Raw genomic sequence first — 22,786 nt, 5'->3', positions numbered from 1 at the left:
CTCCCGTCCGGTCCGACCACACCACCGCCGGACGCGACCGGGACGACGTAACACGGCGACCGGGCACGCCCCCGTCCGGGAGAATGGACGCACCATGGACTGGCAGACGACTCCCGAGGACTCCGTGCCGTCCACCCTGGTGCCCGGCACCGCACTCGGCACACTGGGGAAACCCCCGGTCACGGGTGCCTGGCGCCCTGGTGACCACCCCGGATCCCGGCACTTCACCGCACTCGGCGAGCAGTGGGTCCGCGGCGGCCGCCTGCCGAGCGTCCGGATCGCCTACGAGACCTGGGGCGAACTGAACGCGGCTCGGGACAACGCGATCGTGGTGTTCCACGCGCTCACCGGCGACTCCCACGTGGCGGGCGCAGCCGGCCCCGGGCACCGCACCGCCGGGTGGTGGGGCGACGTCGTCGGCCCGGGCCGCGCGATCGACACGGACCGGTGGTTCGTCGTCGCACCGAACATGCTCGGCGGGTGCCAGGGCTCGACGGGGCCGTCGTCGGTGTCCCCGGACGGCGTCGAGTGGGGCTCCCGGTTCCCGTTCGTCACCGTGCGGGACCAGATCGCCGCGCAGGCCCAGCTCGCCGACGCGCTCGGCATCGACACGTTCGCCGCGGTCGTCGGCGGCTCCATGGGCGGGATGCACGCGCTGGAGTTCGCCGCCTCGTACCCGTCGCGCGTGGCGCGGCTGGCCGTCCTGGCCAGCACGGCGCAGACCACCGCAGACCAGATCGCCGCGAACTCGCTGCAGCGCGCCGCGATCCAGATGGACCCCGGGTTCGCCGGCGGCGACTACTTCGAGGCCGACCCCGGCGACGGCCCCTCCCGTGGGCTGTCCCTCGCCCGGCGGATGGCGATGATGACGTACCGCGCGTCCGACGAGCTGAACGGGCGCTTCGACCGCTCCTGGCAGTCCGACGTGTCCCCGCTCGGCGACGACGGACGGTTCTCGGTGGAGAGCTACCTCGACTTCCACGGGAACAAGTTCACCCGGCGCTTCGACGCGTCCACCTACGTGACACTGACGCACGCGATGGACTCGCACGACCTCGGGGCCGGGCGGGGCGGTGTCGCTGCGGCGCTCGGGCGGATCACGGCGCGGACCCTGGTCGTCGGGATCTCGAGCGACCGCCTGTTCCCGGTGGAGGACCAGCACCGCATCGCCGCGGGGATCCCGGACACGCTCGACGGGGACCGGGCCGCGGTGATCGAGAGCGAGTTCGGGCACGACGGGTTCCTCATCGAGCACGAGGCGGTCGGGGCGCACCTGCGGCGGCTGCTGGGCTGAGCCGCGCGGCGTCGGGCGCGAGGCCCGCGCGGCTGCTGGCCGCCCCGCGCGGCGGCCGGCCGGCCGCCTGGACGATGTGCGCACCTGCTGGACGTGTTCCGTCCAGCTGACGCCGGTCCCCCGGTTCTGATCGCAACTGCAATAACAACTTCGTTGCCAAACCCAACTGGCGGGCGTGCCGAACACCCCCCAATGGGTGTCGCCCGTGGAATGATGGCCGGACCAGCCGCGCCGACGCGCACCGCACCGCCGCCGCACAGCACCGCAGCGCACCGCCGCCGCACCGCACCGCAACGCACCGCCGCCCGGCCGATCGCACCACCGACGAGAACAGAACCGATCAGGACCCCGATGGAACCCCTCGCACAGGAACGTGACCGACTCCTCCGGTCGACGACCCGTGTGGTCGGGATCATCTGCACGCTCGTCAGCCTGGTCAGCATCCTGTGCTCCCTCGCCGTCCCCGCCGGACCGCTCGCCGCCGGCGTCGCCTGCATCGTCGTGATGGTCGCCGCCCTCGTCGTCTTCGGATGGAACGGCGCCGTGTGGTGGACCGCGCTGACGCTCGTCTCCGGCCTCGGAGCGCTCTTCCTCCTGACCACCGGTGCCGACGCCGACGCCCGCCCGGTCGTGGCCAGCGCACTCGTCCCCCTCGCCGCCGGCGGCCTCTCCTCGCTGCTGATGGCGCAGCGCGGACACCTGGTCGGCCTCGGTCTGACGGTCCTCGGCGGTGTCGCGTCGCTCGCGATCATGGTCAACGCCACCGGCGGTGTCCTCACCTCCCCGGTCGGCGGCGCTGCCCTCGGCTGGGTGCTCACCGCGGTCGTCGCGTTCTGGATCTCCCGGAGCATCCCCCGGGTCGCCCGCCGCATCTACAGCATCGGCACGGCCCACCGCGCGGAGCGGCAGGCCAGCGAGACCGAGGCGCAGCGCCGCCAGGGCGCGCGCCTCCTGCACGACACGGTCCTCGCCACGCTCACGCTCCTCGCACACTCCGGCGTCGGCGTCTCCGAGCAGGCCATGCGCGAGCAGGCAGCCGAGGACGCCAGACTCCTCCGGCACCTCCGGCTCGGCGCGACGCCGCAGCCCCAGCAGTCCGGCGACTACTCCCTCACCCGCACCGAGGAGTCCCCGCTCGGGCAGACCCTCGAGTCGGTCAAGCAGCGCTTCGGCCGGATGGGGCTCGAGGTCAGCTGGCACGGCACCGGTCAGGTGCTCCTCCCCACGAACGTCCTCGACGCGTTCCTGCTCGCCCTCGCGGAGTGCCTGGAGAACGTCCGCCGGCACGCCGGCGTCGCCGAGGCGCACGTCACGATCGTGCACGACAACGACATGGTCCGCGCGATGGTCACCGACTCCGGCGTCGGCTTCGAGATCGGCGCGATCGACGAAGAACGGCTCGGGTTCAAGGAGAGCGTCGTGAACCGCCTCCGCGAAGTCGGCGGCGACGCCCGCCTCTTCTCCGCGCCGGGCTCCGGCACGACCGTCGTCCTGGAGGCGCCCCGATGAGCCGCATCCCCGAGGACACCATCGGTCGCGGTCTCCCCGGTGAGAGCGCGCAGCCCGCTCCGCGGACCCGACGGGAGGCCCGTGAGCGCTATCGGGGCACCGAACGTCGGCAGGCGCGCGGCCTCCCCTCGACCTCCACCGGGGCACGATCGCTGCGGCAGGCGGCGAAGCCAGGAGCCTCGCTCGGTGCGGGACACCTCGGTCTCGGCGCCGCGGTGCTCACCGCGGTCGAGGCCGTCGCCGGCATCGCGGTCTTCCTCGCCCACTGGAACGGCTACACCGATCCGTGGCTGCCGGCCGCCGCGTGGATGCTGTTCATCGTGGCCGCCGTCGGGGTCGGCCTCAGCGTCATGACCTACGGCGAACGCCTGACCGGGCTGGCCTTCGCGCTGATCTGCGTGGTGCTCGGCTGCGTCGTCACCCTCGACTTCATCGGCGTCTGGCCGGAGCACGACCTCGCCCACACCGCGAGCGCCTCGGTGGCCGCCGGCTTCGCGCTCCTGCCCGTGGCGACGCTCCGCCCCGCGCGGGAGGTCGCTGCAGCCATCACCGTCCTCGGCCTCGCGTTCGTCGGGATGTCGATCGCGTCGACCCCGATCACCTCGGAGACGATCCCCGGGCTGCTGTCGATGCTCGCGCTCGTGATCGTCCCGCCCTCTGTGGCGATCTTCGTCACCCACCGCTTCCGGCAGCTCGTCCAGCGGGAGCTCGACCGGGTGCTCGTGCAGTCGAACGTCACCGCGCCGCAGTTCGCGGTCGGGATGCTCGCCTCGGACGAGCTCGCCCGACTCGACCTCGCCGCGGAGAAGCTCCTCGACGCGGTCGCCAACGGCACGGACCCGCTCCCCCTGTCCGACGCGTCGTCCTCGGTCGCCGCGTCGCTCGCCACGGAGCTCCGCCTGCACCTCATCGAGGGCCGCCGCGAGACCTGGCTCTACCACGCGATCACGGAGTCCGACCACCTCGGCCGTGCGGTCAGCGTCGCCGATCCGAGCTCCCTCGCCGGGCACCTCACGCCCGCGCAGCGCGACGGTCTGCTGCAGGCGCTCTGGCAGATGGTCGGCGACGGACGCGGCCTGCAGCCCGGCGTCCCGATGGTCTCCGTGACGCTCGGCCCCGTCGGCACCGCCGGACACCCGGTCTCCGACGACACGATGGACGTCCCGATCGTCATCGAGTCGCGCGGGGTCACCCGGCGCCGGCTCGGTCCGACGGCGTGGAGCGGCCTGGCGCGCATCGGCCCGTACACCGACACGATGCGGGACGGCGCGCTGCACATCGTCGCGCACTGCGTCGTCAACCGGCACCCCACGATGTGACGGGTTGCCGGACACCCTGACCAGCCTGTCCTCGCCGAGTGGGCCCACCACCTAGGCTCGGCCACGCAGACCACGAGAAAGGACGCCAGCATGGCGACTCCAGAGGAACCGATCCGACTCGCCCTCGTCGACGACCACAAGATGCTCCTCGGCGCGCTCACCGAGTGGATCCGCGGCGCCGCCGACGACATCACGCTCGTCGCCGCCGTGACGACCTGGCCGGAGCTCCTCACGAGCCCCGCGTTCCCGGTCGACGTGGTGCTCCTCGACCTCGACCTCAAGGACTCGATCCCGGTCTCGTTGAAGATCTCGACGCTGAAGACGGCCGGCGTGAAGACCGTCGTGATGAGCACCTACTCGGAGCCGAACGTCGTGCGTGAAGCCCTCGGCTCCGGCGCGCTCGGCTACCTCGTGAAGAGCGAGGACGCCGAGATGATCGTCGAGGCGATCCGCTCCGCACAGCGCGGCGAGCAGTACGTCTCCGCAGAACTCGACCTGGCGATCAACAGCGGCGACGTCGGCGGCGTGCCGAAGCTCAGCGCGCAGGAGCGCCGGGTGATGGCGCTCTACGGCGGTGGCGAGCCGGTGAAGAGCGTGGCGTACCAGCTCGGCATCTCGGAGGAGACCGCGAAGAGCTACCTCAAGCGCATCCGCGAGAAGTACCGCGTGGCCGGCTTCGACGTCGGCACGAAGGTGGCGCTCCGGAAGCGGGCGATCACCGACGGCATCATCGTGCAGGACGGCAGCCCGCACGGGCTGTAGTCGCGCGCTCGGTTCGGCGCGGGGCCCGGGCGCCGGGATGCCCGCGCTCCGGGCTTCGCACCACGGAACGGACACAGCACCACGGGATCCCGTGGTGCTGTGTCCGTTTCCCGGTGCGGTGCCGCGCGGTGCGACGCTGGTGCGTGCCTGGCACTGCGGCGTGACCCCACCGGTCACGACACACCGCTCACGTCTGCCGAGCACGGTGCGTCGTGACCGCCCGTCGAGCGAGCTGCGCCGACCGAGATCGAGCACGCTCACGGAGCGGGACAGCGCATCGGGCGGCGCGAAGCGGGGTCAGACGATCGGGATCGGGGACGTGATCGGGCCGGTCGTGGGGTGCGGGGACGACACGCGCGCACGGCGGGTCGAACGGCGCTCGACGCCGTAGCTGATCGCGGTCATGCCGACGCCGAGCAGCGCCAGCACGATGCCGAGCCAACCCGGTGCGACGAAGCCGAACCCGGCGGCGATGACCGCGCCACCGAGCGCTGCGCCGAGCGAGTTCCCGATGTTGAACGCCGAGTGGTTGAGCGCTGCCGCGATGGTCCGTGCGTCGCCGGCGACGTCCATCAGCCGGGACTGCACCGCGGGCGGGATCGCGGACGAGGTCGCACCGAGCAGGAACGCCCCGACGAAGATGCCGACCGTGAACTGCGCGGTCAGCACGGTCACGAGCAACGCCCCGATGAGCGCGAACATCCCGAAGTAGATGGTGCGCTTGACGCTGTGGTCCGCCAGGTGCCCGCCGAGGACACCGCCGACGACCATGCCGAGCCCGACGACGACGAGGACGAGCGGCACCGCGCCCTCCGACAACCCGGTGACGTTCTGCACGAGCGGCGAGATGTACGAGTAGACGGCGAAGAACCCGCCGAACCCGACGGCGCCGAGGCCCATCACGAGCCACACCTGCGGGACGCGGAAGGCCCGGAGCTCGCGGCCGATGGACGCCGACTCGTCACGGGCGCTCCGCGGCACGAACGCCGCGACGGCGAGGAAGGTGGCCGCGAACAGCACCGAGACGACGCCGTACGCCACACGCCAGCCGGCGTTCTGCCCGATCCAGGTGATCGCGGGAACACCCACGACGTTCGCGATCGACAGGCCGAGCAGCACCATCGCGATGCCCTTGCCGCGCTTGCCAGGACCCATGATGTCGCCGGCCACGATCGACGCGATCCCGAAGTACGCACCGTGGGGCAGCCCGGCGACGAAGCGCGCGACCAGGACGAGCCCGAACGACGGCAGGATCGCGCTGGCGATCGTTGCGACCACGAAGCCGATGAGCAGCACGAGCAGGAGGCCCTTGCGCGGGAACTTCGCCGACATCGCGGCGATGGTTGGCGCGCCGACGACGACCCCGAGGGCGTAGGCGCTCACCAGCCAGCCGGCGTGCGCGACCCCGGCGTCCGGGTCGGCGGCGTACTGCGTCGGCAGGAGTGCTGCGGCGATGTTCGGCAACAGCCCCATCGCCACGAACTCCGTGGAACCGATGGCGAAGCCACCGAGGGCGAGCGCGATGAGCGCGAGTGCGCGGCGCGCGGGCGTGAGCTGTGACATGGTGCCTGGTCTTCGAACGGGAGGGCGGGTCTGGACCCAGCCGTGGCTGGAGGTGCGGCGTGCTGCGGGGCCGCGCCGGGCCTCCAGGCTGGGGACCGCGTCATCGCGACCGGCGTGCAGCCGGTCCGCTCGACGGTGAACGGAAGCAACCGGCCGGAGCCGGTCGGGGACCAGCCGGAGCCGGTCGGTGACCAGCCGGAGCCGGTCGGGGCCAGACCGCGGCAACGGTCCGGTCGGATCAGTGTAGACCGCTCCAAACACCCACGGAAGACACCGACACGAAACGATTCGAGCGGGCGGGCGTCCTGCAGGTCAGGCCGCGCGGCGCTCAAGTTCGCGCTCGACGACGGTCGGGGCCGTTGCGTCGTCACGGTGCACCCAGCCCGCTCCGCACTCGACGCAGGTCGCCCAGGCGTGCTCGCCGTGCGCGTCGGTGTCGATGACGACCGTCCGCGCATCGCAGTCCTCGCACCAACCGTCGTGCATCGTCAGGTCCGCCATGATCGCGATCTCCTCGTCGTCATCGGACCACCGGGTGCGGCTCGATGAACCCCATGAGACACCCGACCACCGACATCCGCGGGAGGCCTCCGGCGTGTCGGCGACCCGCCGGAGGACACCCCGATTCACACCGCGAGCGACGCGTTCTCCTGCTGGACGGTCGCCAGGAAGGCGTTCACCTCGGCGGGCAGGTGGTCGGCCGACTGCCACGGTGTCGGGACCTGGAGGCGGATGAGCTGCTCGGCGGTCGGGCGGGTCGTGGCGCCGCTCCGGACGAGCTGCTCGAGCCGGTCGGCGTACCCCTGGAAGGACTCGGACTCGTGCCAGCCGTACCAGGCGCCGGTGGTCAGCAGCGGGTCGAAGCCCCACCGCTCGGTGCGCACCGCCGACTCGTCCGCGAGTCGACGGTCGTTCCGCGCGGCGCGCATCCGGACACGACGCAGCACCGTGAAGAGCACGCCGAGGCCGGCGAGGAGGACGAGCCACACGATCGGGCCGACGAACGGGTTCCCGGGCCTGATCGCCTCGCACTCGGCACGCGTGAGGATCTCGCTGACGTTGCCGAGGCAGTCCTGGTACGCCTGCTGCCCGTTCGAGAACGCCGACGTCAGCGCCGCCAGCCCGAGTCCGACGAGCGGGAACACGAGCAGGACGAACGCGACGATCGACAGCACCTTGAGCGGCGTCTGGCGGAGCCTCGCGGGCTGCCCCGCGACACGACGCTGTTCGTCGACCGGGGTCGCCGCACGGGCGCGCCCGATGGCACCGGCCCAGGCGGACTGCCACGACCGGTCCCGGTCACGGAGGAACGGGATGAGTGCGGCCGCGCGCTGCTGCCAGTCCACGAAGGCCGCACCTTCGGGCGTCTGCCGCCACATCGAGAACTCGTGACGGGCGGTCTGCTCCGCCATGGCCTGCTGCAGCGCGTTCTGCTCCTGCTGGAGTGCGATCTGCTCCTGGGCGCTCCGTGCGGCCTTCGCCGCGTTGAGCGCGGTGAGCCCGTTGAACACCATGCTCGCCCCGCTGGCGAACTCGATGCTCTTGAGTGACTTCGCGGACGCTGCCTGGTCGGCCCGGATGGCCCCCATGTCCTTGCTGAACTCGTAGTTGCCGTACGGCATGTGGTGCTCCCCCTGATGACGCCACGGATGTGGACGTCCTCACGCTAGGAGAGCATCTCTCACGCAGCCAACTCCCAGTCGACCCCAGATCGGGGCACAGGGTCCCGGGCGTGCACGCCTCGGGGCTCAGGCGTCGAGCGCCGCTTCGAGCCGCTCGATCTTGCCGTCCAGCTCACCGGTGTGTCCGGGTCGGATGTCGGCCTTGAGCACGAGCGAGACGCGGGTCCCGAAGGGCAAGACGGCGTCGGTCGCGGCCTTCACCACGGCCATGCACTCGTCCCACGAGCCCTCGATCTCGGTGAACATCGAGGAGGTGCGGTTCGGCAGCCCGGACTCCCGCACGACCCGCACTGCGGCGGCGACCGCATCGTGGACGGAGCCGTCGGAGGACGCGGACGGGCCGCCGGACGGAGCGATGGAGAACGCGACGATCATGCGTCCATCCTGCCCTCGGCGACCGTCGGCCGCCCGTCCGTGTCGCGGGATCGCTCCGCTCCGAGCCCCAGCCGCACCACGAGCACCACCGCCCAGACCAGGATCACGACCTCGAGCACGTTCCGCACGGTGAGCACCACGAGGATCCACGGCTGCACGGTGAGCACCTGGTCGTAGTACGCGGGATAGATCAGCTGCGTCAGGAACGCCATCGGCAGCGCGAGCACAGCCACGGGCAGGAAGCGACGCGCACTCCCCCGCCCGGCGACGAGCCCCCACACGATCGGCACCGCGAACCACCCGATGTACTGCGGCGACCCCACCTTGTTCGTGGCGACCAGCGCCGCGACGAGCAGCAGCGCGAGCACCGGGGCGACCTCGGCGCGCTTGGCGCCGCGCGCGACCGCCCAGACCGCCAGCCCGAACCCGGCCAGCACGACGAGCGCCATCAGCGGCGTCGACACGGCCGCGGCGAGGTGGGTCCCCGTGCCGGACACCTCGAACGTCAGGATCTCGGTGTCGTAGAACACCGCGGCGCCGGGCACGTGCGCGGCGGCCACCCACATGAACGGCGTCGCGAGGGGCGCCTCGATCTGGAGCGCACGGCCGGACTGCTGCCCGACGAACGAGAGCAGGTGCGCGGCGCCGCCGAACAGCACGTCGACGAGCACGACGAGTGCGGTGACGGTGAGCGCACCCGTGAGCACACCCCGCCGGTGTCCGCGCCGCAGGACGAGGAGCACCCCGACGAGCGCGGCCGGCCAGACCTTGATCCACGCCGCGACGGTGAACACGGCCGACGCGACGGCGGGGCGGGAGGCGACGTACGCCACACCGACGAGCGCCACCGCGGTCGCGACGGTGTCGATCCGCCCGAGGCCGATCGGGCCGAGCGCCAGCAGGAACACCAGCCACCACCAGACGACGCGGACGCCGAGCGCGCGGAACCGCCAGAGGAACCAGCAGGCGACGGCGTCGAGCAGGACCATGAGCAGGAGCCAGCCGGTGCCGATGGCCGCGACCCCGCCGAGTGCCGCCGCGGCCATCGGCACGATCGCGACGATCGGGTAGACCCAGTCCGAGTCGATCCCGACCCAGGAGTGCGCGTGCAGCCCGGTCTCGATCCAGCGCCGGTAGGTGATCGTCACGTCACCCAGCGGGAGGTTCGCCGTCACCGACGTCAGCCACCACAGCACCGCGTGCACGATCACGAACGCCACGGCGAAGCAGACGACCTCGAACCAGCGCGACTTCAGCACCGGATGAGCGTAGCGAGCACCGGATGAGCGGAGCGGCGACACCCAGCACTTCCCGAGAGTGACGTGTCACCGTCTCCCCGTGACCACGAACGGGACCCCCGAGCACCCGCGGAGCGGCAACGGGCGCCAGCCGAAGCCCACCCGCCGCCGCCGCACCGCCACCATCTGGATCTCCGTCGCCGCAGCCGTCGTCGTCCTCGGCGTCGCCGGCGTCCTGATCGGCACGAACGTGTACTCGAACACCGAGAACGCGAAGGCCTCGGCCGCACCGAGCGTCGCCGCCAGCCGCGCCCCCTCGACGCTCGATGCGAGCGACCTCGCGGGCACCTGGACCGTCGGCGGGGACTCGGAGGCCGGCTACCGTCTGCACGAGGTGCTGAACGGCTCGGACGTCACGGTCACCGGCCGCACCGACAGCGTGACCGGCACCGCCACGGTGGACGGCTCCTCGATCACCGCGGCCGCGATCACGGTGCAGGTCGCCGACATCGCCACCGACTCCGCCCAGCGCGACTCGTACTTCCGCGACTCCGCGCTCGACACCTCGGCGTTCCCCACCGCGACGTTCACGCTCACGGGTCCGATCGCCGACGCGGTCCCCACCGGTTCCGGTACGAAGCAGGTCGAGGCGAGCGGGAACCTGACGCTCCACGGCGTCACGAAGGCGGTCACCGCGACGCTCGAGGTCGGCCTGAACGGCGACGGCGTGGACATCTCCGGCTCGATCCCGATCACCTTCGCCGACTACGGCGTGCAGGCCCCGAGCCTCGGGTTCGTCAAGGTCGACGACGACGGCACGGTCGAGTTCCTCGTCCACGCGACGCCCGCGGGGTGACGTCCGCCTAGGAACGGTCCCAGGTCTTCACCCAGTCGATCTCGAGGTGCCCTGGCTTCCCCCAGTTGCCGATCTGGAACATGAACCGGTGCGCCGTGGTCGGCACGTGCTGTGTCACCGTGAGGACGATCTGCCCGTCCACGTAGTAGCGGACCGCCTCCCCCGGGATCCACTCGGTCGTGTAGGTGTGCCACTGCCGCCACGTCGCGTCCGTGTGCAGCCCGACCGCGCTCCGTTCCTGGCCCTTCACCATCGAGTGGCTGAACGCGCCGACGGTCCCCTGGAAGGTGCCCTCGGGGAAGTCGACCTCCCCCTCGGACCAGACGTTCGAGGTCGGCCACAGCAGGAACGCGGCACCGTTGCCGTCACCACCGGTGGCCCGGGCCCGGACGCTGAACGTCCCGCCGACGTGTCCCCACGCGCCCGTCGGGGTGCCGAACGTGCCGGCTGCCCCGCGCTTGCCGTCCATCGCGACGTCCATGTAGCCGTCGTGCGCGCTGATGATCTCGTTCGACCAGTACCGGTTGGCCATGCCGTCCGGGTACGGCTGCCAGGACCCCGCGTAGGTGGTGGCGAACTGCCCACCAGCAGCTGCCGGGGTGTCGAAGTCCTCGGAGAAGGTCGGGGCGGCGCCGTTCGCCGGCACGGTGGGCGTCGGGGTCGGCGCGGACACCGACGTCGCGGAGGGCGAGGCGGGGTCGCCCACCCACCCGCGGGCATCGGCCGTGGAGACGGTGCCGAGGGTGACACCGGCGGCGATGACCGCGGCGAACACGAGCAGTGACCTGGAGACCTTCATCGGTCGTCCCGGCGTCGGGTGGGAGCTGCGGTGCTGCCGTCGTCGTCATCGACGTGGCGCACGGCGCGGTGTGCGTCCTGCATGGTCGTGGATCGCTTTCTGGGTCGAGCGGTTCCGAGGACCGGACCGGCCCGTGGTTGCGATCCGGCGGTGTCCCTCACAGGTCTGTCTACGCGTCCACCGGGTCCACCACGAGGACCCCGCACCCCGCCAGCGGGATCGGTGCGGGCTCCCGCGCCGCATGCGTGATCCCGCGGTCGTTGCGGCTTCCCGCGAGCACGCGCCGCGTCCCCGCGGGTGCGCTGATGCCTTCCGACACCGCAGGAGTCGATCGACCGGCGCGGTGTCGGAACATGCGCACGCACGTGCCGTGGACGCACACCCCACCGGCCTGGAGGCGCAGCACCCGTCCGCCACCGAGCCTCCCGGCCGGCCGTGGTCGCGACCAGTGCACGCGGCGGCCACCGCGCGCCGCTCACGCCCGCCGCGCTCCCGCCGCGCGCCGCGCGCCGCGCCGCACACCGACAACCGTGCTGTCGTACGACAGCGACCCTGTCGCTCCGGCTCGGCAGCGGGCGACCCCGGCGCGCCTCAGGCGGGCGCGTCCCCGGTCACGAGGAGGTCACGGACGACACCGGGCAGCGCCTCGATGAGCGTCGTCATCGTGAACGGCCCACCGCCGGACGCCCGCCGCGCCGCGGTGCCGTGCACGACCGCCGCGGCCGCCGCGAGGTGCGCGAGGTCCGCCGGACCGACCTCCCCGGAGCCCGCCCGGGTGGCCACGAGCGCCCCGAGCACCCCACCGAGGACGTCCCCCGCGCCGGCGGCGGCGAGCCACGGCGTGGCGGAGGACGCGACGAGCCGCACGGACCCGTCCGGGGTGACGACGTGCGTGTCGGAGCCCTTGAGGAGCACGACGCTCCCGGTCTGCTCGGCGGCGCGGAGCGCGGAGCCCCGCGGGTCCTCCTCGACTGCATCACGGGAGACGTGCAGCAGCGCGGCGAGCTCCCCCGCGTGCGGCGTCAGCACCGCGAGCGGTCCGAGGTCGACCAGCGGGATCGCCCCGGCGTCGACGACCACCGGGACGCCGTCCTCGGACGCGTGCTCGAAGGCGGCAGCGGTCGCCGGGTCGAGCGAACCGAGCGAGGACGCCGAGATCCCGGACCCGACCAACCAGGCCTGCACGCGGCCGATGCCGGACACGACCTCGGGACGGCGGGCGAGCACGAAGTCCGTCGCACGGTCGGGTCCGACGTACCGGACCATCCCCACCCCGGTGTGCACGGCCGCGTCGACGCCCATGATCGCCGCACCCGGGTAGGCGGCCGAACCGGTCGCGACGCCGAGCACCCCTCGCCGGTACTTCGTGGACTCCCCGGTCGGCGCGGTCGTCCACGCGGCGGCGTCGGACACGGAGAAGGGCACGAAGTCGTTCATCGACCCCACGTTACGGTGGAGCGCATGAGCCTGTTCCTGCCCGGTCGTGTCGTCGTGTTCGACTACGGCGAGGTGATCAGCCGCACGCCCACCGCCGCGCGGGACGCCCTGCTCGAGGCCACCGGGCTGCCGGAGGACGAGCTCTTCCCCGTCTACCAGGAGCTCCGCCACGACCTGGACCGCGGCGACCTCAGCGTGCTGGAGTACTGGCGCGCGATCGCTGCCCGCACCGGCCGCTCCTGGTCGGTCAGCGAGATCCACCGGCTCTGGGCGATCGACTACACGGGCTGGTTCGAGGTCGACCCCGCGGTGCTCGACCTCGTCGAGGAGCTGCACGACGCCGGCACCCGGCTGGCGCTCCTGTCGAACGCCGGGTTCGACTTCGGGGACCCGTACCGGCGGTCGCCGATGGGGTCGCTGTTCGAGACCGTCGTGGTGAGCGCCGAGGAACACGTGCTGAAGCCCGACCTGTCCATCTACCGCGACACCTGCGAGCGTCTGGGAATCGAGCCGTCGCAGATGGTGTTCGTGGACAACAGGGCCGAGAACGCCGCCGGCGCGGAAGCGATCGGGGCGGTCGGCCACCACTACACGTCACCAGCGCTGCTCCGGGGGTTCCTGGAGGAGCTGTCGGTGACGGCCACCCCGCACGAAGGAGCCACCGCGTGACGCACGCCCTGTTCGAGCCGATCACCATCCGCGACCTGACGGTCCGCAACCGCATCTGGGTCTCCCCGATGTGCCAGTACTCGGTCGAGCAGCAGGACGGCGTCCCGACGCCGTGGCACCTCGTGCACCTCGGCGGGTTCGCCAAGGGCGGCGCCGGTGCGGTCGTCGTCGAGGCCACCGGGGTCGTGCCGGAGGGCCGGATCAGCCCCCAGGACCTCGGTCTCTGGAACGACGAGCAGCGCGACGCGTTCCGCCCGATCGTCGACTTCATCCACTCGCAGGGCGCCACGGCCGGCGTGCAGCTCGCCCACGCGGGCCGCAAGGCCTCGACCTACCGCCCCTGGGAGTCGTCCCATGGCACGGTCCCGGCGTCCGAGGGCGGCTGGACCGCCGTCGGCCCGTCCGCCGAGGCGTTCCCGGGCTACGACGTCCCGCGCGAGCTCTCCACCGAGGACATCCGCCTCGTCGCGGTCGGCTTCGCCGTCGCCGCACGTCGTGCCGTGGAGGCGGGCTTCGACCTCGTCGAGCTGCACGCCGCGCACGGGTACCTCCTGCACCAGTTCCTCTCCCCGCTGAGCAACCACCGCACCGACGAGTTCGGGGGCTCGCTCGAGAACCGGGCCCGCGCGCTGCTCGACGTGGTCGACGCCGTGCGTGCCGAGGTCGGCGAGGGCTTCCCGATCGTCGTCCGCTTCTCCGCGACCGACTGGACCGACGGCGGTCTGACGCTCGACGAGGTCACCGAGGTCGCCCGCTGGGCCGCCGAGCACGGTGCCGACCTCGCCGACGTCTCGACCGGCGGCAACGTCGCGAGTGCGCCGATCCCCGTCGGCCCGGGCTACCAGGTGCCCTTCGCCGCGGAGATCAAGCGGAACGCCGGCATCGGCACGATCGCCGTCGGGATGATCTCCGAGGCGTTCCAGGCCGAGCAGATCGTGGCGACCGGGCAGGCCGACGTGGTGATGGTCGGGCGTGAGTTCCTCCGTGACCCGGGCTTCCCGCTCCGTGCGGCGGTCGAGCTCGGGGTCGAACTCGACTACGAGCCCCAGCAGTACCACCGAGCAAGCGTCACGAAGTAGGGCGGATTCTCGGGTTCCGGCCCGACCTCGTGATTACGATGATGACCACTGTGGACGATCCTCCGAATCCTTCTTCGCCCCACCACTCATCCGGCGCTCACTCAGTGAGCTGCCCTGACTCGTCGTGTGCCCGCAGCGCTGTCCGCTGGCGGAGCACGTCCAGCCCCCGGGGGTGGACCCGATGAGCCCCATCGACATCGTCATGCTCGTCGGTGGCATCCTGCTGACGCTCGGCACCGGCGTCTTCGTCGCGTCGGAGTTCGCACTCGTGAACCTCGACCGCGCCGACGTCGAGGCGCGCCGTGACCGCGGCGAGCCCGGCCTCGCGCCGGTCATCGGTGCGCTCAAGGTCACCTCGACGCACCTGTCCAGCGCACAGCTCGGCATCACGCTGACCACGCTGCTGACCGGCTACCTGCTCGAGCCGTCGATCGCGAAGCTGCTCGAGGCACCGTTCCTGGCGCTGGCGCTCCCCGAGGGGATCGTCGAGACGGTCGGCTCGATCGTGGCGCTCGTCATCGCGACGTTGCTCTCGATGATCCTCGGCGAGCTCGTGCCGAAGAACTTCGCGCTCGCGCTGCCGCTGCAGACCGCGAAGCTCGTCGTGCCGCTGCAGATCGCGTTCACGACGGTCTTCAAGCCAGCGGTCGCCGTGCTGAACGGCACCGCGAACGCCGTGCTCCGCGCGATCGGCATCGAGCCGCAGGAGGAGCTCTCCGGTGCGCGCAGCGCCGAGGAGCTCACCTCGCTGCTCCGTCGTTCGGCGTCCGAGGGCTCGCTCGAACAGGACACCGCGACGCTCCTCCAGCGCACGCTGTCCTTCTCCGAGCTCGACGCCAGCGACGTGATGACCCCGCGCCCGCGGTTGTCCACGATCCGGGTCTCGGAGTCCGCCGAGGACGTCATCACCCTCGCCCGCCGGACCGGCTTCAGCCGCTTCCCCGTCATCGAGGAGGACGCGGACGACGTCGTCGGGATCGTGCACGTCAAGCAGGCCGTCGCCGTCCCGCGTGAGAAGCGTCCGGAGGTCCCCGTCGGCGCGCTGATGACCGACGCCGAACGGGTCCCCGAGACGATGCCCGGTGACACGCTCCTCACCGAGGTGCGCGGCCGCGGCTACCAGATGGTCATCGTCGTCGACGAGTACGGCGGCACCGCCGGGGTCGTCACGCTCGAGGACCTCATCGAGGAGATCGTCGGCGAGGTGTCGGACGAGCACGACCGCGCCCGCATCGACGTCGTCCGTTCCCGCAACTGGCTGACCTTCCCCGGGCTGCTCCGTCCCGACGAGCTCGAGGACCGTGCCGGGGTCAAGGTCCCCGAGGACGGCCCCTACGAGACCGTCGGCGGCTTCATCATGTCGACGCTCGGGCGGCTGCCGGTCGTCGGCGACGAGGTCCCGCTCGAGGACGGCGTGTTCCGCGTCGAGCGCCTCGACGGACGCCGGGTGGACCGGGTCCGCTGGACCCCGACCCCCACGGACACCCCGCCCGGCGGCGTGACGATCCCGAACTCGTCAGCGAAGAGCAAGCAGAGGGAGAACACGCGATGAGCAGCGACTGGTGGGGCATCTTCTGGCTGTTCGTCCTGCTCGCGGGCAACGCCTACTTCGTCGCGGCCGAGTTCGCCGTGATCTCCGCTCGCCGCTCCCAGATCGAGCCCCGTGCCGAAGAGGGCTCCCGCGCCGCGCAGATGACCCTGTGGGCGATGGAGCACGCGACCCGGATGCTCGCGACCACCCAGCTCGGCATCACCGTGTGCTCGCTGCTCATCCTCAACGTCTCCGAGCCGGCGATCCACCACCTGCTCGAGGTCCCGCTGCACCTGACCGGGTGGAGCGTCGAGGTGATCGGCATCGTGGCGTTCGTCTTCACGCTGCTGCTCGTCTCGTTCCTGCACGTGGTCTTCGGCGAGATGGTGCCGAAGAACATCTCGTTCTCGATGCCCGACCGTGCGGCCCTGCTCCTCGTGCCGACGCTCTGGTACATCGGCCACGGCCTGCACTGGGTCGTCGTCGGCCTCAACGAGATCGCGAACGCCGTGCTCCGGCTGTTCAAGGTGGAGCCGAAGGACGAGGCGGTCAGCGCCTACACCGTCGAGGAGGTGCAGACCATCGTCGAGCAGTCCCGTCGCGAGGGCACACTGTCCGACGACGGCGGCACGCTCCGGATGGCGTTCGAGTTCACCGAGAAGAAGGTCCGGGACATCGCGGTGCCGATGTCCGAGCTGGTCACGCTCCCCGAGGACGCCACCCCCGCTGACGTCGAGCGCGCGGTCGCGCAGCGCGGGTTCTCCCGCTACGTGCTGACCGGCGAGACCGGCGAGCCGACCGGCTACGTGCACGTCAAGGACGTCATCGACCTGCGCCCCGACGAGTTCGACGACCCGGTGCCCCCGAAGCGCATCCGCCAGCTCATCTCGCTGTACACCGAGATGGACCTCGAGGACGCGCTTGCCACGATGCGCGCCGCAGGCCGCCACGTGGCGCGGGCGTTCGACGCGGACGGCCGGACGACGGGCGTCCTGTTCCTCGAGGACATCCTCGAGGAGCTCGTCGGCACCGTCGAGGACGCGACCAGACGCCGGTAGACGCTCCGGACAAGCGGACGGGAGGCTCGGTGCCAGCTGGCACCGGGCCTCCCGTCCGTCACGGGGTCGGGTGTGGTGCCCCTACCAGCTGACGGGGAGCGGCTTGCCCTCTTCGTACCCGGCGGCGGACTGGATGCCGACGAGCGCACGGTCGTGGAACTCCGCGAGGCTCGTCGCGCCCGCGTACGTGGCGGAGCTGCGGACGCCCGTCGTGATCATGTCGAGGAGGTCCTCCACGCTCGGCCGCTCCGGGTCGAGGTAGATCGTCGAGGACGAGATGCCCTCGGCGAAGAGCGCCTTGCGTGCCCGCTCGTACGGGTCGAGGCGCTCGAAGCGTTCGCGCACGGCCTTGGCGGACGCCATGCCCCAGCTCTCCTTGTAGGCGGCGCCCTTCGCGTCGCGCCGGAGGACACCGGGCGCTTCGAGCGTGCCGGCGAACCACGAGCCGATCATCACCGCGCTCGCGCCCGCGGCCAGGGCGAGTGCGACGTCACGAGGGTACCGCACACCACCGTCGGCCCAGACGTGCGCGCCGAGGGCCTTCGCCGCCGCGGCGGTCTCGAGCACGGCGGAGAACTGCGGACGCCCGACCGCGGTCATCATCCGGGTCGTGCACATGGCACCGGGGCCCACACCGACCTTGATGATCGACGCGCCCGCCTCGACGAGGTGGTGGACGGCGTCCGCGGTGACGACGTTGCCGGCGACCAGCGGGATCCCGAGGTCGAGGGCGGCCACGGTGCGGAGCGCGCGGAGCATGCCTTCCTGGTGGCCGTGGGCCGTGTCGAGCACGAGGACGTCGACGCCGGCGGCGGCGAGGGCCTGCGCCTTGGCCGCGACGTCGCCGTTGATGCCGATCGCGGCGCCGACACGGAGCCGACCGGAGGCGTCCACCGCCGGACGGTAGATGCTCGACCGGATCGCGCTGGTCGGGCTGGTGGTGCCGACGACGTGGCCGTGCCGGGTCACCGGGGCGAAGTCCGCGCCCGCCGCGGTGAGGACGTCGTAGACGTGCCGCGGGGTGCCGGCGTCCTCGGCGTCGATGCCCGTGGAGGCGCCGTGCAGCAGGTCGCGGAGCGTGGCGTCGGGGCCGGCGGTGCCGAGCCGGGTGGCGGGGACGCACCCGAGGTAGTCGCCGTCGCCGCCCCGGACCACGACCCCGCGGCCGGCGACGGGCAGGAGCTGCTCGAGGGTCTCCGCGACGGTGGTGTCCGGCCCCATCTCGACGGCGGTGTCGAAGTCGACGGGCTGGTCCTTGACCCAGCGGATCGCGGCGTCGAGGTCCTGCAGGTGCATGTCCTGCGGGAGCACCCCGAGCCCACCCCGTCGGGCGAGGGTGGCCGCGAGCCGGGGGCCCGTGACCGAGTTCATGTTCGCGCTGACGATCGGGATCGTGGCGCCCGAGCCGTCGTTCGCGGCGAGGTCCACGTCGAAGCGGCTCGTCACGGCGGATCGGCTCGGGACGAGGAACACGTCGGAGTACGTCAGGTCGTGCGTCGGCCGGGTCTCGTAGAACCTCATGCGGCCCACCGTACTGCTCGACGACATGCCTCGGGCTGACACCGAACGGACATGTGGAAACGGCTACGCTTGACGTCGTGCGGGGCAGGGTTGCGCCGCACGACACACACGAGCATCAATCGACGGAGAGTGGGCGATCGGCTGTGTCGAGCCATCTGACCGGAACTGACGAGACCGCGGGCGAATTCGGCGCGAACGAGTGGCTCGTGGACGAGCTCTACGAGCAGTTCATCGCCGACAAGGACTCGGTCGACAAGTCCTGGTGGCCGGTCCTCGAGAGCTACCACCAGAGCGCCGCCGGCAAGAGCGCTCCCGCGGACGCGGCCTCGGCGCCTGCCGCTCCGGCACTCGCGCAGGCTGCCCCGGCACAGGCCGCCTCGGCTCCCGCGCAGTCGGACGCCGCCCCCGCCGAGGGCAAGGGCGGCCAGATCCAGGCCCGGACGACGTCGAAGCAGCCGTCGCCGCAGCCGATCCCGGCCGAGGCCAACGACGAGGCCGACGACCACGAGGAAACCCACGAAGACGTGGCGACCCCGCTCCGCGGCATGGCGAAGACGCTGGCCTCGAACATGGACGCCTCGCTCACGGTCCCGACGGCGACCAGCGTCCGGACGATCCCGGCGAAGCTGATGATCGACAACCGGATCGTCGTCAACAACCACCTGCGCCGTGCCCGCGGCGGCAAGATCTCCTTCACGCACCTCATCGGCTGGGCGATGGTCCAGGCGCTCAAGGACTTCCCGAGCCAGAACGTCTTCTACGAGGAGCGCGACGGCAAGCCCTTCGTCGTGCAGCCCGCGCACGTCAACCTGGGCATCGCGATCGACGTCCCGAAGAAGGACGGCACCCGCTCGCTCCTCGTCCCGAGCATCAAGCGCGCGGAGACCCTGACGTTCGGCCAGTTCCTCACCGCCTACGAAGACCTCGTCAAGCGAGCCCGCGACAACAAGCTCACCCCGACGGACTTCCAGGGCACCACGATCTCCCTGACGAACCCGGGCGGCATCGGCACCGTGCACTCGGTCCCCCGTCTCACCAAGGGCCAGGGCGCGATCATCGGCGCCGGCGCGCTCGAGTACCCCGCGCAGTTCCAGGGGTCCGCGCCGAAGACCCTCGTCGAGCTCGGCGTCGGCAAGACCATCACGCTGACGAGCACCTACGACCACCGCGTCATCCAGGGCGCCGGGTCGGGCGAGTACCTGAAGAAGGTGCACGAGCGGCTCATCGGCGAACACGGCTTCTACGAGGGCATCTTCTCCGCCCTCCGGATCCCGTACAAGCCGATCCAGTGGGCGAACGACATCAACGTCGACCTGGCGCACCGCGTCGGCAAGACGGCCCGCGTGCAGGAGCTCATCAACAGCTTCCGGGTCCGCGGACACCTGATGGCCGACGTCGACCCGCTCGAGTACCGCCAGCGCACCCACCCCGACCTCGAGATCGAGAGCCACGGGCTGACGTTCTGGGACCTCGACCGCGAGTTCGTCACCGGCGGCCTCGCCGGCACCACGACCGCGCCGCTCCGCGATATCCTCGGGGTCCTCCGGGACGCCTACTGCCGCACCGTCGGCATCGAGTACATGCACATCCAGGACCCGGAACAGCGCCGCTGGGTGCAGTCCCGCATCGAGGTCCCGTACTCGAAGCCGTCGAAGGAAGAGCAGCTCCGCGTCCTCGGCAAGCTCAACGAGGCCGAAGCGTTCGAGACCTTCCTGCAGACGAAGTACGTCGGCCAGAAGCGCTTCTCACTCGAGGGCGGCGAGTCCACGATCGCGTTCCTCGACACCCTCATCCAGCAGGCAGCGCTCGCCGGGCTCGAAGAGGTCGCGATCGGGATGGCGCACCGCGGTCGTCTCAACGTGCTGACGAACATCGCCGGCAAGACCTACGGCCAGATCTTCCGCGAGTTCGAGGGCACGACGCTCCCCGGCGCCGTGCAGGGCCAGGGCTCCGGCGACGTCAAGTACCACGTCGGCACCGAAGGCGTGTTCCGTGCCTCCGACGGCACCTCGATCCCGATCACGATCGCCGCGAACCCGTCCCACCTCGAAGCGGTGGACGGCGTGCTCGAGGGCATCGTCCGCGCCAAGCAGGACCGGAAGCCCGCCGGCACCTTCGGTGTGCTCCCCGTGCTCGTGCACGGCGACGCGGCGATGGCCGGCCAGGGCGTCGTCGTCGAGACGCTGCAGATGTCCCAGCTCCGCGGGTACCGCACCGGCGGCACCGTGCACCTCGTCATCAACAACCAGGTCGGCTTCACCACCCCGCCGGACTCCGGGCGCACCTCGGTGTACTCGACCGACGTGGCGAAGACGATCCAGGCGCCGATCTTCCACGTGAACGGCGACGACCCCGAAGCCGTGGCACGTGTCGCGGACCTCGCGTTCGCGTACCGCGACGAGTTCCACCGCGACGTCGTCATCGACCTGGTCTGCTACCGCCGACGCGGCCACAACGAGGGCGACGACCCCTCGATGACGCAGCCGCTGATGTACAACCTGATCGAGGCGAAGCGTTCCGTCCGCACCCTGTTCACCGAGGCGCTCGTCGGCCGCGGCGACATCACGCAAGAGGAGTACGACGAAGCGCACCGCGACTTCCAGGACCGCCTCGAGCGCGCGTTCGCGGAGACGCACGAAGCGCAGACGGGCACCATCCCGGTCATCACGGTCGACGACGACGGTGCCGTGCAGGGGCTCGAACGCCCGACCTCGCAGCGCGACGACTCGGAGAACGACGTCCACGAGACCGCGATCTCGCAGGAACTCGTCGAGCTCATCGGCGACGCGCACGGCAACCCGCCCGCCGGGTTCCAGGTGCACCCGAAGCTGCAGGCCCTGCTGACCAAGCGCACCGACATGACCCGCAAGGGCGGTGTCGACTGGGCGATGGCCGAGCTCATGGCGATCGGCTCGATCCTCACCGAGGGCAAGCCGGTCCGGCTCGCCGGGCAGGACGCCCGCCGCGGCACGTTCGTCCAGCGCCAGGCGGTCTTCCACGACCGCGTGAACGGCCAGGAGTGGCTGCCGCTGTCGAACCTGACCGAGGACCAGGCCCGCTTCTACATCTACGACACGCTGCTCAGCGAGTACGCGGCGATGGCGTTCGAGTACGGCTACTCGGTCGAACGGCCCGAGGCGCTCGTGCTCTGGGAAGCGCAGTTCGGCGACTTCGCCAACGGCGCGCAGACGGTCATCGACGAGTTCATCTCCTCCGCAGAGCAGAAGTGGGGACAGCGCTCCGGCCTCGTCCTGCTCCTGCCCCACGGCTACGAGGGCCAGGGGCCGGACCACTCGTCCGCACGCATCGAGCGCTACCTGCAGCTCTGTGCCGAGGACAACATGGTCGTGGCACGCCCGTCGACGCCGGCGTCGTACTTCCACCTGCTCCGCCGCCAGGCCTGGGAGCGCCCGCAGAAGCCGCTCATCGTGTTCAGCCCGAAGGCGATGCTGCGACTCCGCCAGGCGACGAGCGCGGTGGAGGACTTCACGAGCGGGACCTTCGAAGAGGTCCTCGACGACGCGCACATCACCGACAAGGGTGCCGTGCGCCGCGTGGTCCTGCACTCCGGCAAGGTGCACCACGACCTCCGCGCCGAGCTCGACAAGCGCGGGACGACCGACGTCGCCCTCGTGCGGCTCGAGCAGCTCGCCCCGCTCCCCCTCGAGCACATCCTCGAGGTCCTCGGCAGCTACCCGAACGCCGACGTCGTGTGGGCGCAGGAAGAGCCGGAGAACCAGGGCGCCTGGCCGTTCGTGTGCATGAACCTCTCGCCGCACCTCGACGGACGCCCGCTCTCGGTCGCGTCCCGCGCGGCCAGCGCCGCACCCGCGACGGGTTCCTCGAAGCGCAGCGCCCACGAGGCGACCGAGGTGATCACGAAGGCCCTCGGCTAGCCCCTCGGCTCGCCGGACATCGGCTTCGCGCCCTCGCGCAGACAACGCGCCCCGTCTCAGCGGGGCGCGTTGTGCGTCCGGGGGCGCGTCGTGCGCTCGGATCCGCCGGGAGGCTCGTCACGCCTCCGCCACGCACCTCGCGCGTTCCTTCCCATCTCGGGTGCACTGGGAAGGCGATTCGCGCGTAGCGGGTCGGAA

18 protein-coding genes are annotated in these 22,786 nt (G+C 71.6%); 10 read left to right on the top strand and 8 right to left on the bottom strand.

The features are described from left to right. The first annotated feature begins 94 nt into the window (after window positions 1–94). The 4 genes from EDF24_RS15970 to EDF24_RS15955 all read left to right on the top strand — a co-directional run bounded on the left by EDF24_RS15970 (window position 95) and on the right by EDF24_RS15955 (window position 4,884). On the top strand, window positions 95–1,294 hold the full coding sequence (locus EDF24_RS15970; RefSeq protein WP_123653655.1) for a homoserine O-acetyltransferase: 1,200 nt from the start codon (window positions 95–97) through the stop codon (window positions 1,292–1,294). A gap of 351 nt (window positions 1,295–1,645) precedes the next feature. Next, a complete protein-coding gene (locus EDF24_RS15965) occupies window positions 1,646–2,803 on the top strand; it encodes a sensor histidine kinase (RefSeq protein ID WP_123653656.1) in 1,158 nt (385 codons plus the stop codon). Beyond that, the gene (locus tag EDF24_RS15960) at window positions 2,800–4,122 is read left to right on the top strand and encodes a hypothetical protein (protein WP_123704173.1); all 1,323 of its coding nucleotides are present in this window, start codon (window positions 2,800–2,802) and stop codon (window positions 4,120–4,122) included. The genes EDF24_RS15965 and EDF24_RS15960 overlap by 4 nt, the downstream gene beginning before the upstream one ends. 90 nt (window positions 4,123–4,212) lie before the next feature. Further along, window positions 4,213–4,884, top strand: a complete 672-nt coding sequence (locus EDF24_RS15955; protein ID WP_123653658.1) for a response regulator transcription factor — start codon at window positions 4,213–4,215, stop codon at window positions 4,882–4,884. Between the two features lie 297 nt (window positions 4,885–5,181). Here EDF24_RS15955 and EDF24_RS15950 read toward each other — a convergent pair whose 3' ends face one another. From EDF24_RS15950 to EDF24_RS15930, 5 genes are all read right to left on the bottom strand, one after another. Then, window positions 5,182–6,447: an MFS transporter gene (locus tag EDF24_RS15950; protein WP_123653659.1), complete on the bottom strand. Its 1,266-nt coding sequence runs from the start codon at window positions 6,445–6,447 to the stop codon at window positions 5,182–5,184. A 312-nt stretch (window positions 6,448–6,759) separates the two neighbouring features. Further along, on the bottom strand, window positions 6,760–6,948 hold the full coding sequence (locus EDF24_RS18940; protein WP_132049650.1) for a hypothetical protein: 189 nt from the start codon (window positions 6,946–6,948) through the stop codon (window positions 6,760–6,762). A gap of 125 nt (window positions 6,949–7,073) precedes the next feature. Beyond that, window positions 7,074–8,069, bottom strand: coding sequence for a hypothetical protein (locus EDF24_RS15940; protein ID WP_123704169.1), 996 nt, complete (start codon window positions 8,067–8,069; stop codon window positions 7,074–7,076). 126 nt (window positions 8,070–8,195) lie between these two features. Then, the gene (locus EDF24_RS15935; RefSeq protein WP_123653662.1) at window positions 8,196–8,504 is read right to left on the bottom strand and encodes a thiamine-binding protein; all 309 of its coding nucleotides are present in this window, start codon (window positions 8,502–8,504) and stop codon (window positions 8,196–8,198) included. Further along, complete coding sequence (locus EDF24_RS15930) at window positions 8,501–9,763, bottom strand: glycosyltransferase 87 family protein (protein WP_123704167.1); 1,263 nt, start codon at window positions 9,761–9,763, stop codon at window positions 8,501–8,503. The genes EDF24_RS15935 and EDF24_RS15930 overlap by 4 nt, the downstream gene beginning before the upstream one ends. 79 nt (window positions 9,764–9,842) lie before the next feature. Between EDF24_RS15930 and EDF24_RS15925 the strand changes: the two genes are divergently transcribed. Continuing rightward, window positions 9,843–10,598 (top strand): YceI family protein, encoded by a 756-nt coding sequence (locus tag EDF24_RS15925; protein ID WP_123704165.1) that lies wholly within the window; start codon window positions 9,843–9,845, stop codon window positions 10,596–10,598. A gap of 7 nt (window positions 10,599–10,605) precedes the next feature. Here EDF24_RS15925 and EDF24_RS15920 read toward each other — a convergent pair whose 3' ends face one another. Together EDF24_RS15920 and EDF24_RS15915 are read right to left on the bottom strand one after the other, a co-directional pair. Continuing rightward, window positions 10,606–11,397 (bottom strand): glycoside hydrolase family 16 protein, encoded by a 792-nt coding sequence (locus tag EDF24_RS15920; RefSeq protein WP_123653665.1) that lies wholly within the window; start codon window positions 11,395–11,397, stop codon window positions 10,606–10,608. 591 nt (window positions 11,398–11,988) lie between these two features. Next, entirely contained in the window at window positions 11,989–12,834 is an 846-nt protein-coding gene (locus EDF24_RS15915) for an ADP/ATP-dependent (S)-NAD(P)H-hydrate dehydratase (protein WP_123653666.1), read from the bottom strand. A 24-nt stretch (window positions 12,835–12,858) separates the two neighbouring features. Here EDF24_RS15915 and EDF24_RS15910 point away from each other — a divergent pair, with 24 nt between their 5' ends. The 4 genes from EDF24_RS15910 (at window position 12,859) to EDF24_RS15895 (ending at window position 17,171) form a co-directional block, all read left to right on the top strand. After that, window positions 12,859–13,503, top strand: a complete 645-nt coding sequence (locus EDF24_RS15910; RefSeq protein ID WP_123653667.1) for an HAD family phosphatase — start codon at window positions 12,859–12,861, stop codon at window positions 13,501–13,503. After that, entirely contained in the window at window positions 13,500–14,582 is a 1,083-nt protein-coding gene (locus tag EDF24_RS15905; protein ID WP_123704161.1) for an NADH:flavin oxidoreductase/NADH oxidase, read from the top strand. The genes EDF24_RS15910 and EDF24_RS15905 overlap by 4 nt, the downstream gene beginning before the upstream one ends. Before the next feature lie 181 nt (window positions 14,583–14,763). Further along, the gene (locus tag EDF24_RS15900; protein WP_260233472.1) at window positions 14,764–16,134 is read left to right on the top strand and encodes a hemolysin family protein; all 1,371 of its coding nucleotides are present in this window, start codon (window positions 14,764–14,766) and stop codon (window positions 16,132–16,134) included. Then, complete coding sequence (locus EDF24_RS15895; RefSeq protein ID WP_123653669.1) at window positions 16,131–17,171, top strand: hemolysin family protein; 1,041 nt, start codon at window positions 16,131–16,133, stop codon at window positions 17,169–17,171. The genes EDF24_RS15900 and EDF24_RS15895 overlap by 4 nt, the downstream gene beginning before the upstream one ends. An 81-nt stretch (window positions 17,172–17,252) precedes the next feature. Here EDF24_RS15895 and EDF24_RS15890 read toward each other — a convergent pair whose 3' ends face one another. After that, window positions 17,253–18,692: a GuaB1 family IMP dehydrogenase-related protein gene (locus tag EDF24_RS15890; protein ID WP_123653670.1), complete on the bottom strand. Its 1,440-nt coding sequence runs from the start codon at window positions 18,690–18,692 to the stop codon at window positions 17,253–17,255. Window positions 18,693–18,835: 143 nt separating this feature from the next. Here EDF24_RS15890 and EDF24_RS15885 point away from each other — a divergent pair, with 143 nt between their 5' ends. After that, window positions 18,836–22,588 (top strand): multifunctional oxoglutarate decarboxylase/oxoglutarate dehydrogenase thiamine pyrophosphate-binding subunit/dihydrolipoyllysine-residue succinyltransferase subunit, encoded by a 3,753-nt coding sequence (locus EDF24_RS15885; RefSeq protein ID WP_185021696.1) that lies wholly within the window; start codon window positions 18,836–18,838, stop codon window positions 22,586–22,588. The last annotated feature ends 198 nt before the right edge of the window (window positions 22,589–22,786 follow it).

Origin of the sequence: Curtobacterium sp. PhB130 (assembly GCF_003755165.1) — a bacterium.
Taxonomy (GTDB): Bacteria; Actinomycetota; Actinomycetes; order Actinomycetales; family Microbacteriaceae; genus Curtobacterium.
The sequence above is the reverse complement of the archived record's forward strand: the minus strand, read 5'-3'. Positions and strand labels throughout refer to the sequence as shown.

Coding starts and splice junctions, on each gene's coding strand:
- EDF24_RS15970 (WP_123653655.1), top strand. CDS start 95: ATGGACTGGCAGACGACTCCCGAGGACTCCGTGCCGTCCACCCTGGTG.
- EDF24_RS15965 (WP_123653656.1), top strand. CDS start 1,646: ATGGAACCCCTCGCACAGGAACGTGACCGACTCCTCCGGTCGACGACC.
- EDF24_RS15960 (WP_123704173.1), top strand. CDS start 2,800: ATGAGCCGCATCCCCGAGGACACCATCGGTCGCGGTCTCCCCGGTGAG.
- EDF24_RS15955 (WP_123653658.1), top strand. CDS start 4,213: ATGGCGACTCCAGAGGAACCGATCCGACTCGCCCTCGTCGACGACCAC.
- EDF24_RS15950 (WP_123653659.1), bottom strand. CDS start 6,447: ATGTCACAGCTCACGCCCGCGCGCCGCGCACTCGCGCTCATCGCGCTC.
- EDF24_RS18940 (WP_132049650.1), bottom strand. CDS start 6,948: ATGGCGGACCTGACGATGCACGACGGTTGGTGCGAGGACTGCGATGCG.
- EDF24_RS15940 (WP_123704169.1), bottom strand. CDS start 8,069: ATGCCGTACGGCAACTACGAGTTCAGCAAGGACATGGGGGCCATCCGG.
- EDF24_RS15935 (WP_123653662.1), bottom strand. CDS start 8,504: ATGATCGTCGCGTTCTCCATCGCTCCGTCCGGCGGCCCGTCCGCGTCC.
- EDF24_RS15920 (WP_123653665.1), bottom strand. CDS start 11,397: ATGAAGGTCTCCAGGTCACTGCTCGTGTTCGCCGCGGTCATCGCCGCC.
- EDF24_RS15915 (WP_123653666.1), bottom strand. CDS start 12,834: ATGAACGACTTCGTGCCCTTCTCCGTGTCCGACGCCGCCGCGTGGACG.
- EDF24_RS15910 (WP_123653667.1), top strand. CDS start 12,859: ATGAGCCTGTTCCTGCCCGGTCGTGTCGTCGTGTTCGACTACGGCGAG.
- EDF24_RS15900 (WP_260233472.1), top strand. CDS start 14,764: ATGAGCCCCATCGACATCGTCATGCTCGTCGGTGGCATCCTGCTGACG.
- EDF24_RS15895 (WP_123653669.1), top strand. CDS start 16,131: ATGAGCAGCGACTGGTGGGGCATCTTCTGGCTGTTCGTCCTGCTCGCG.
- EDF24_RS15890 (WP_123653670.1), bottom strand. CDS start 18,692: ATGAGGTTCTACGAGACCCGGCCGACGCACGACCTGACGTACTCCGAC.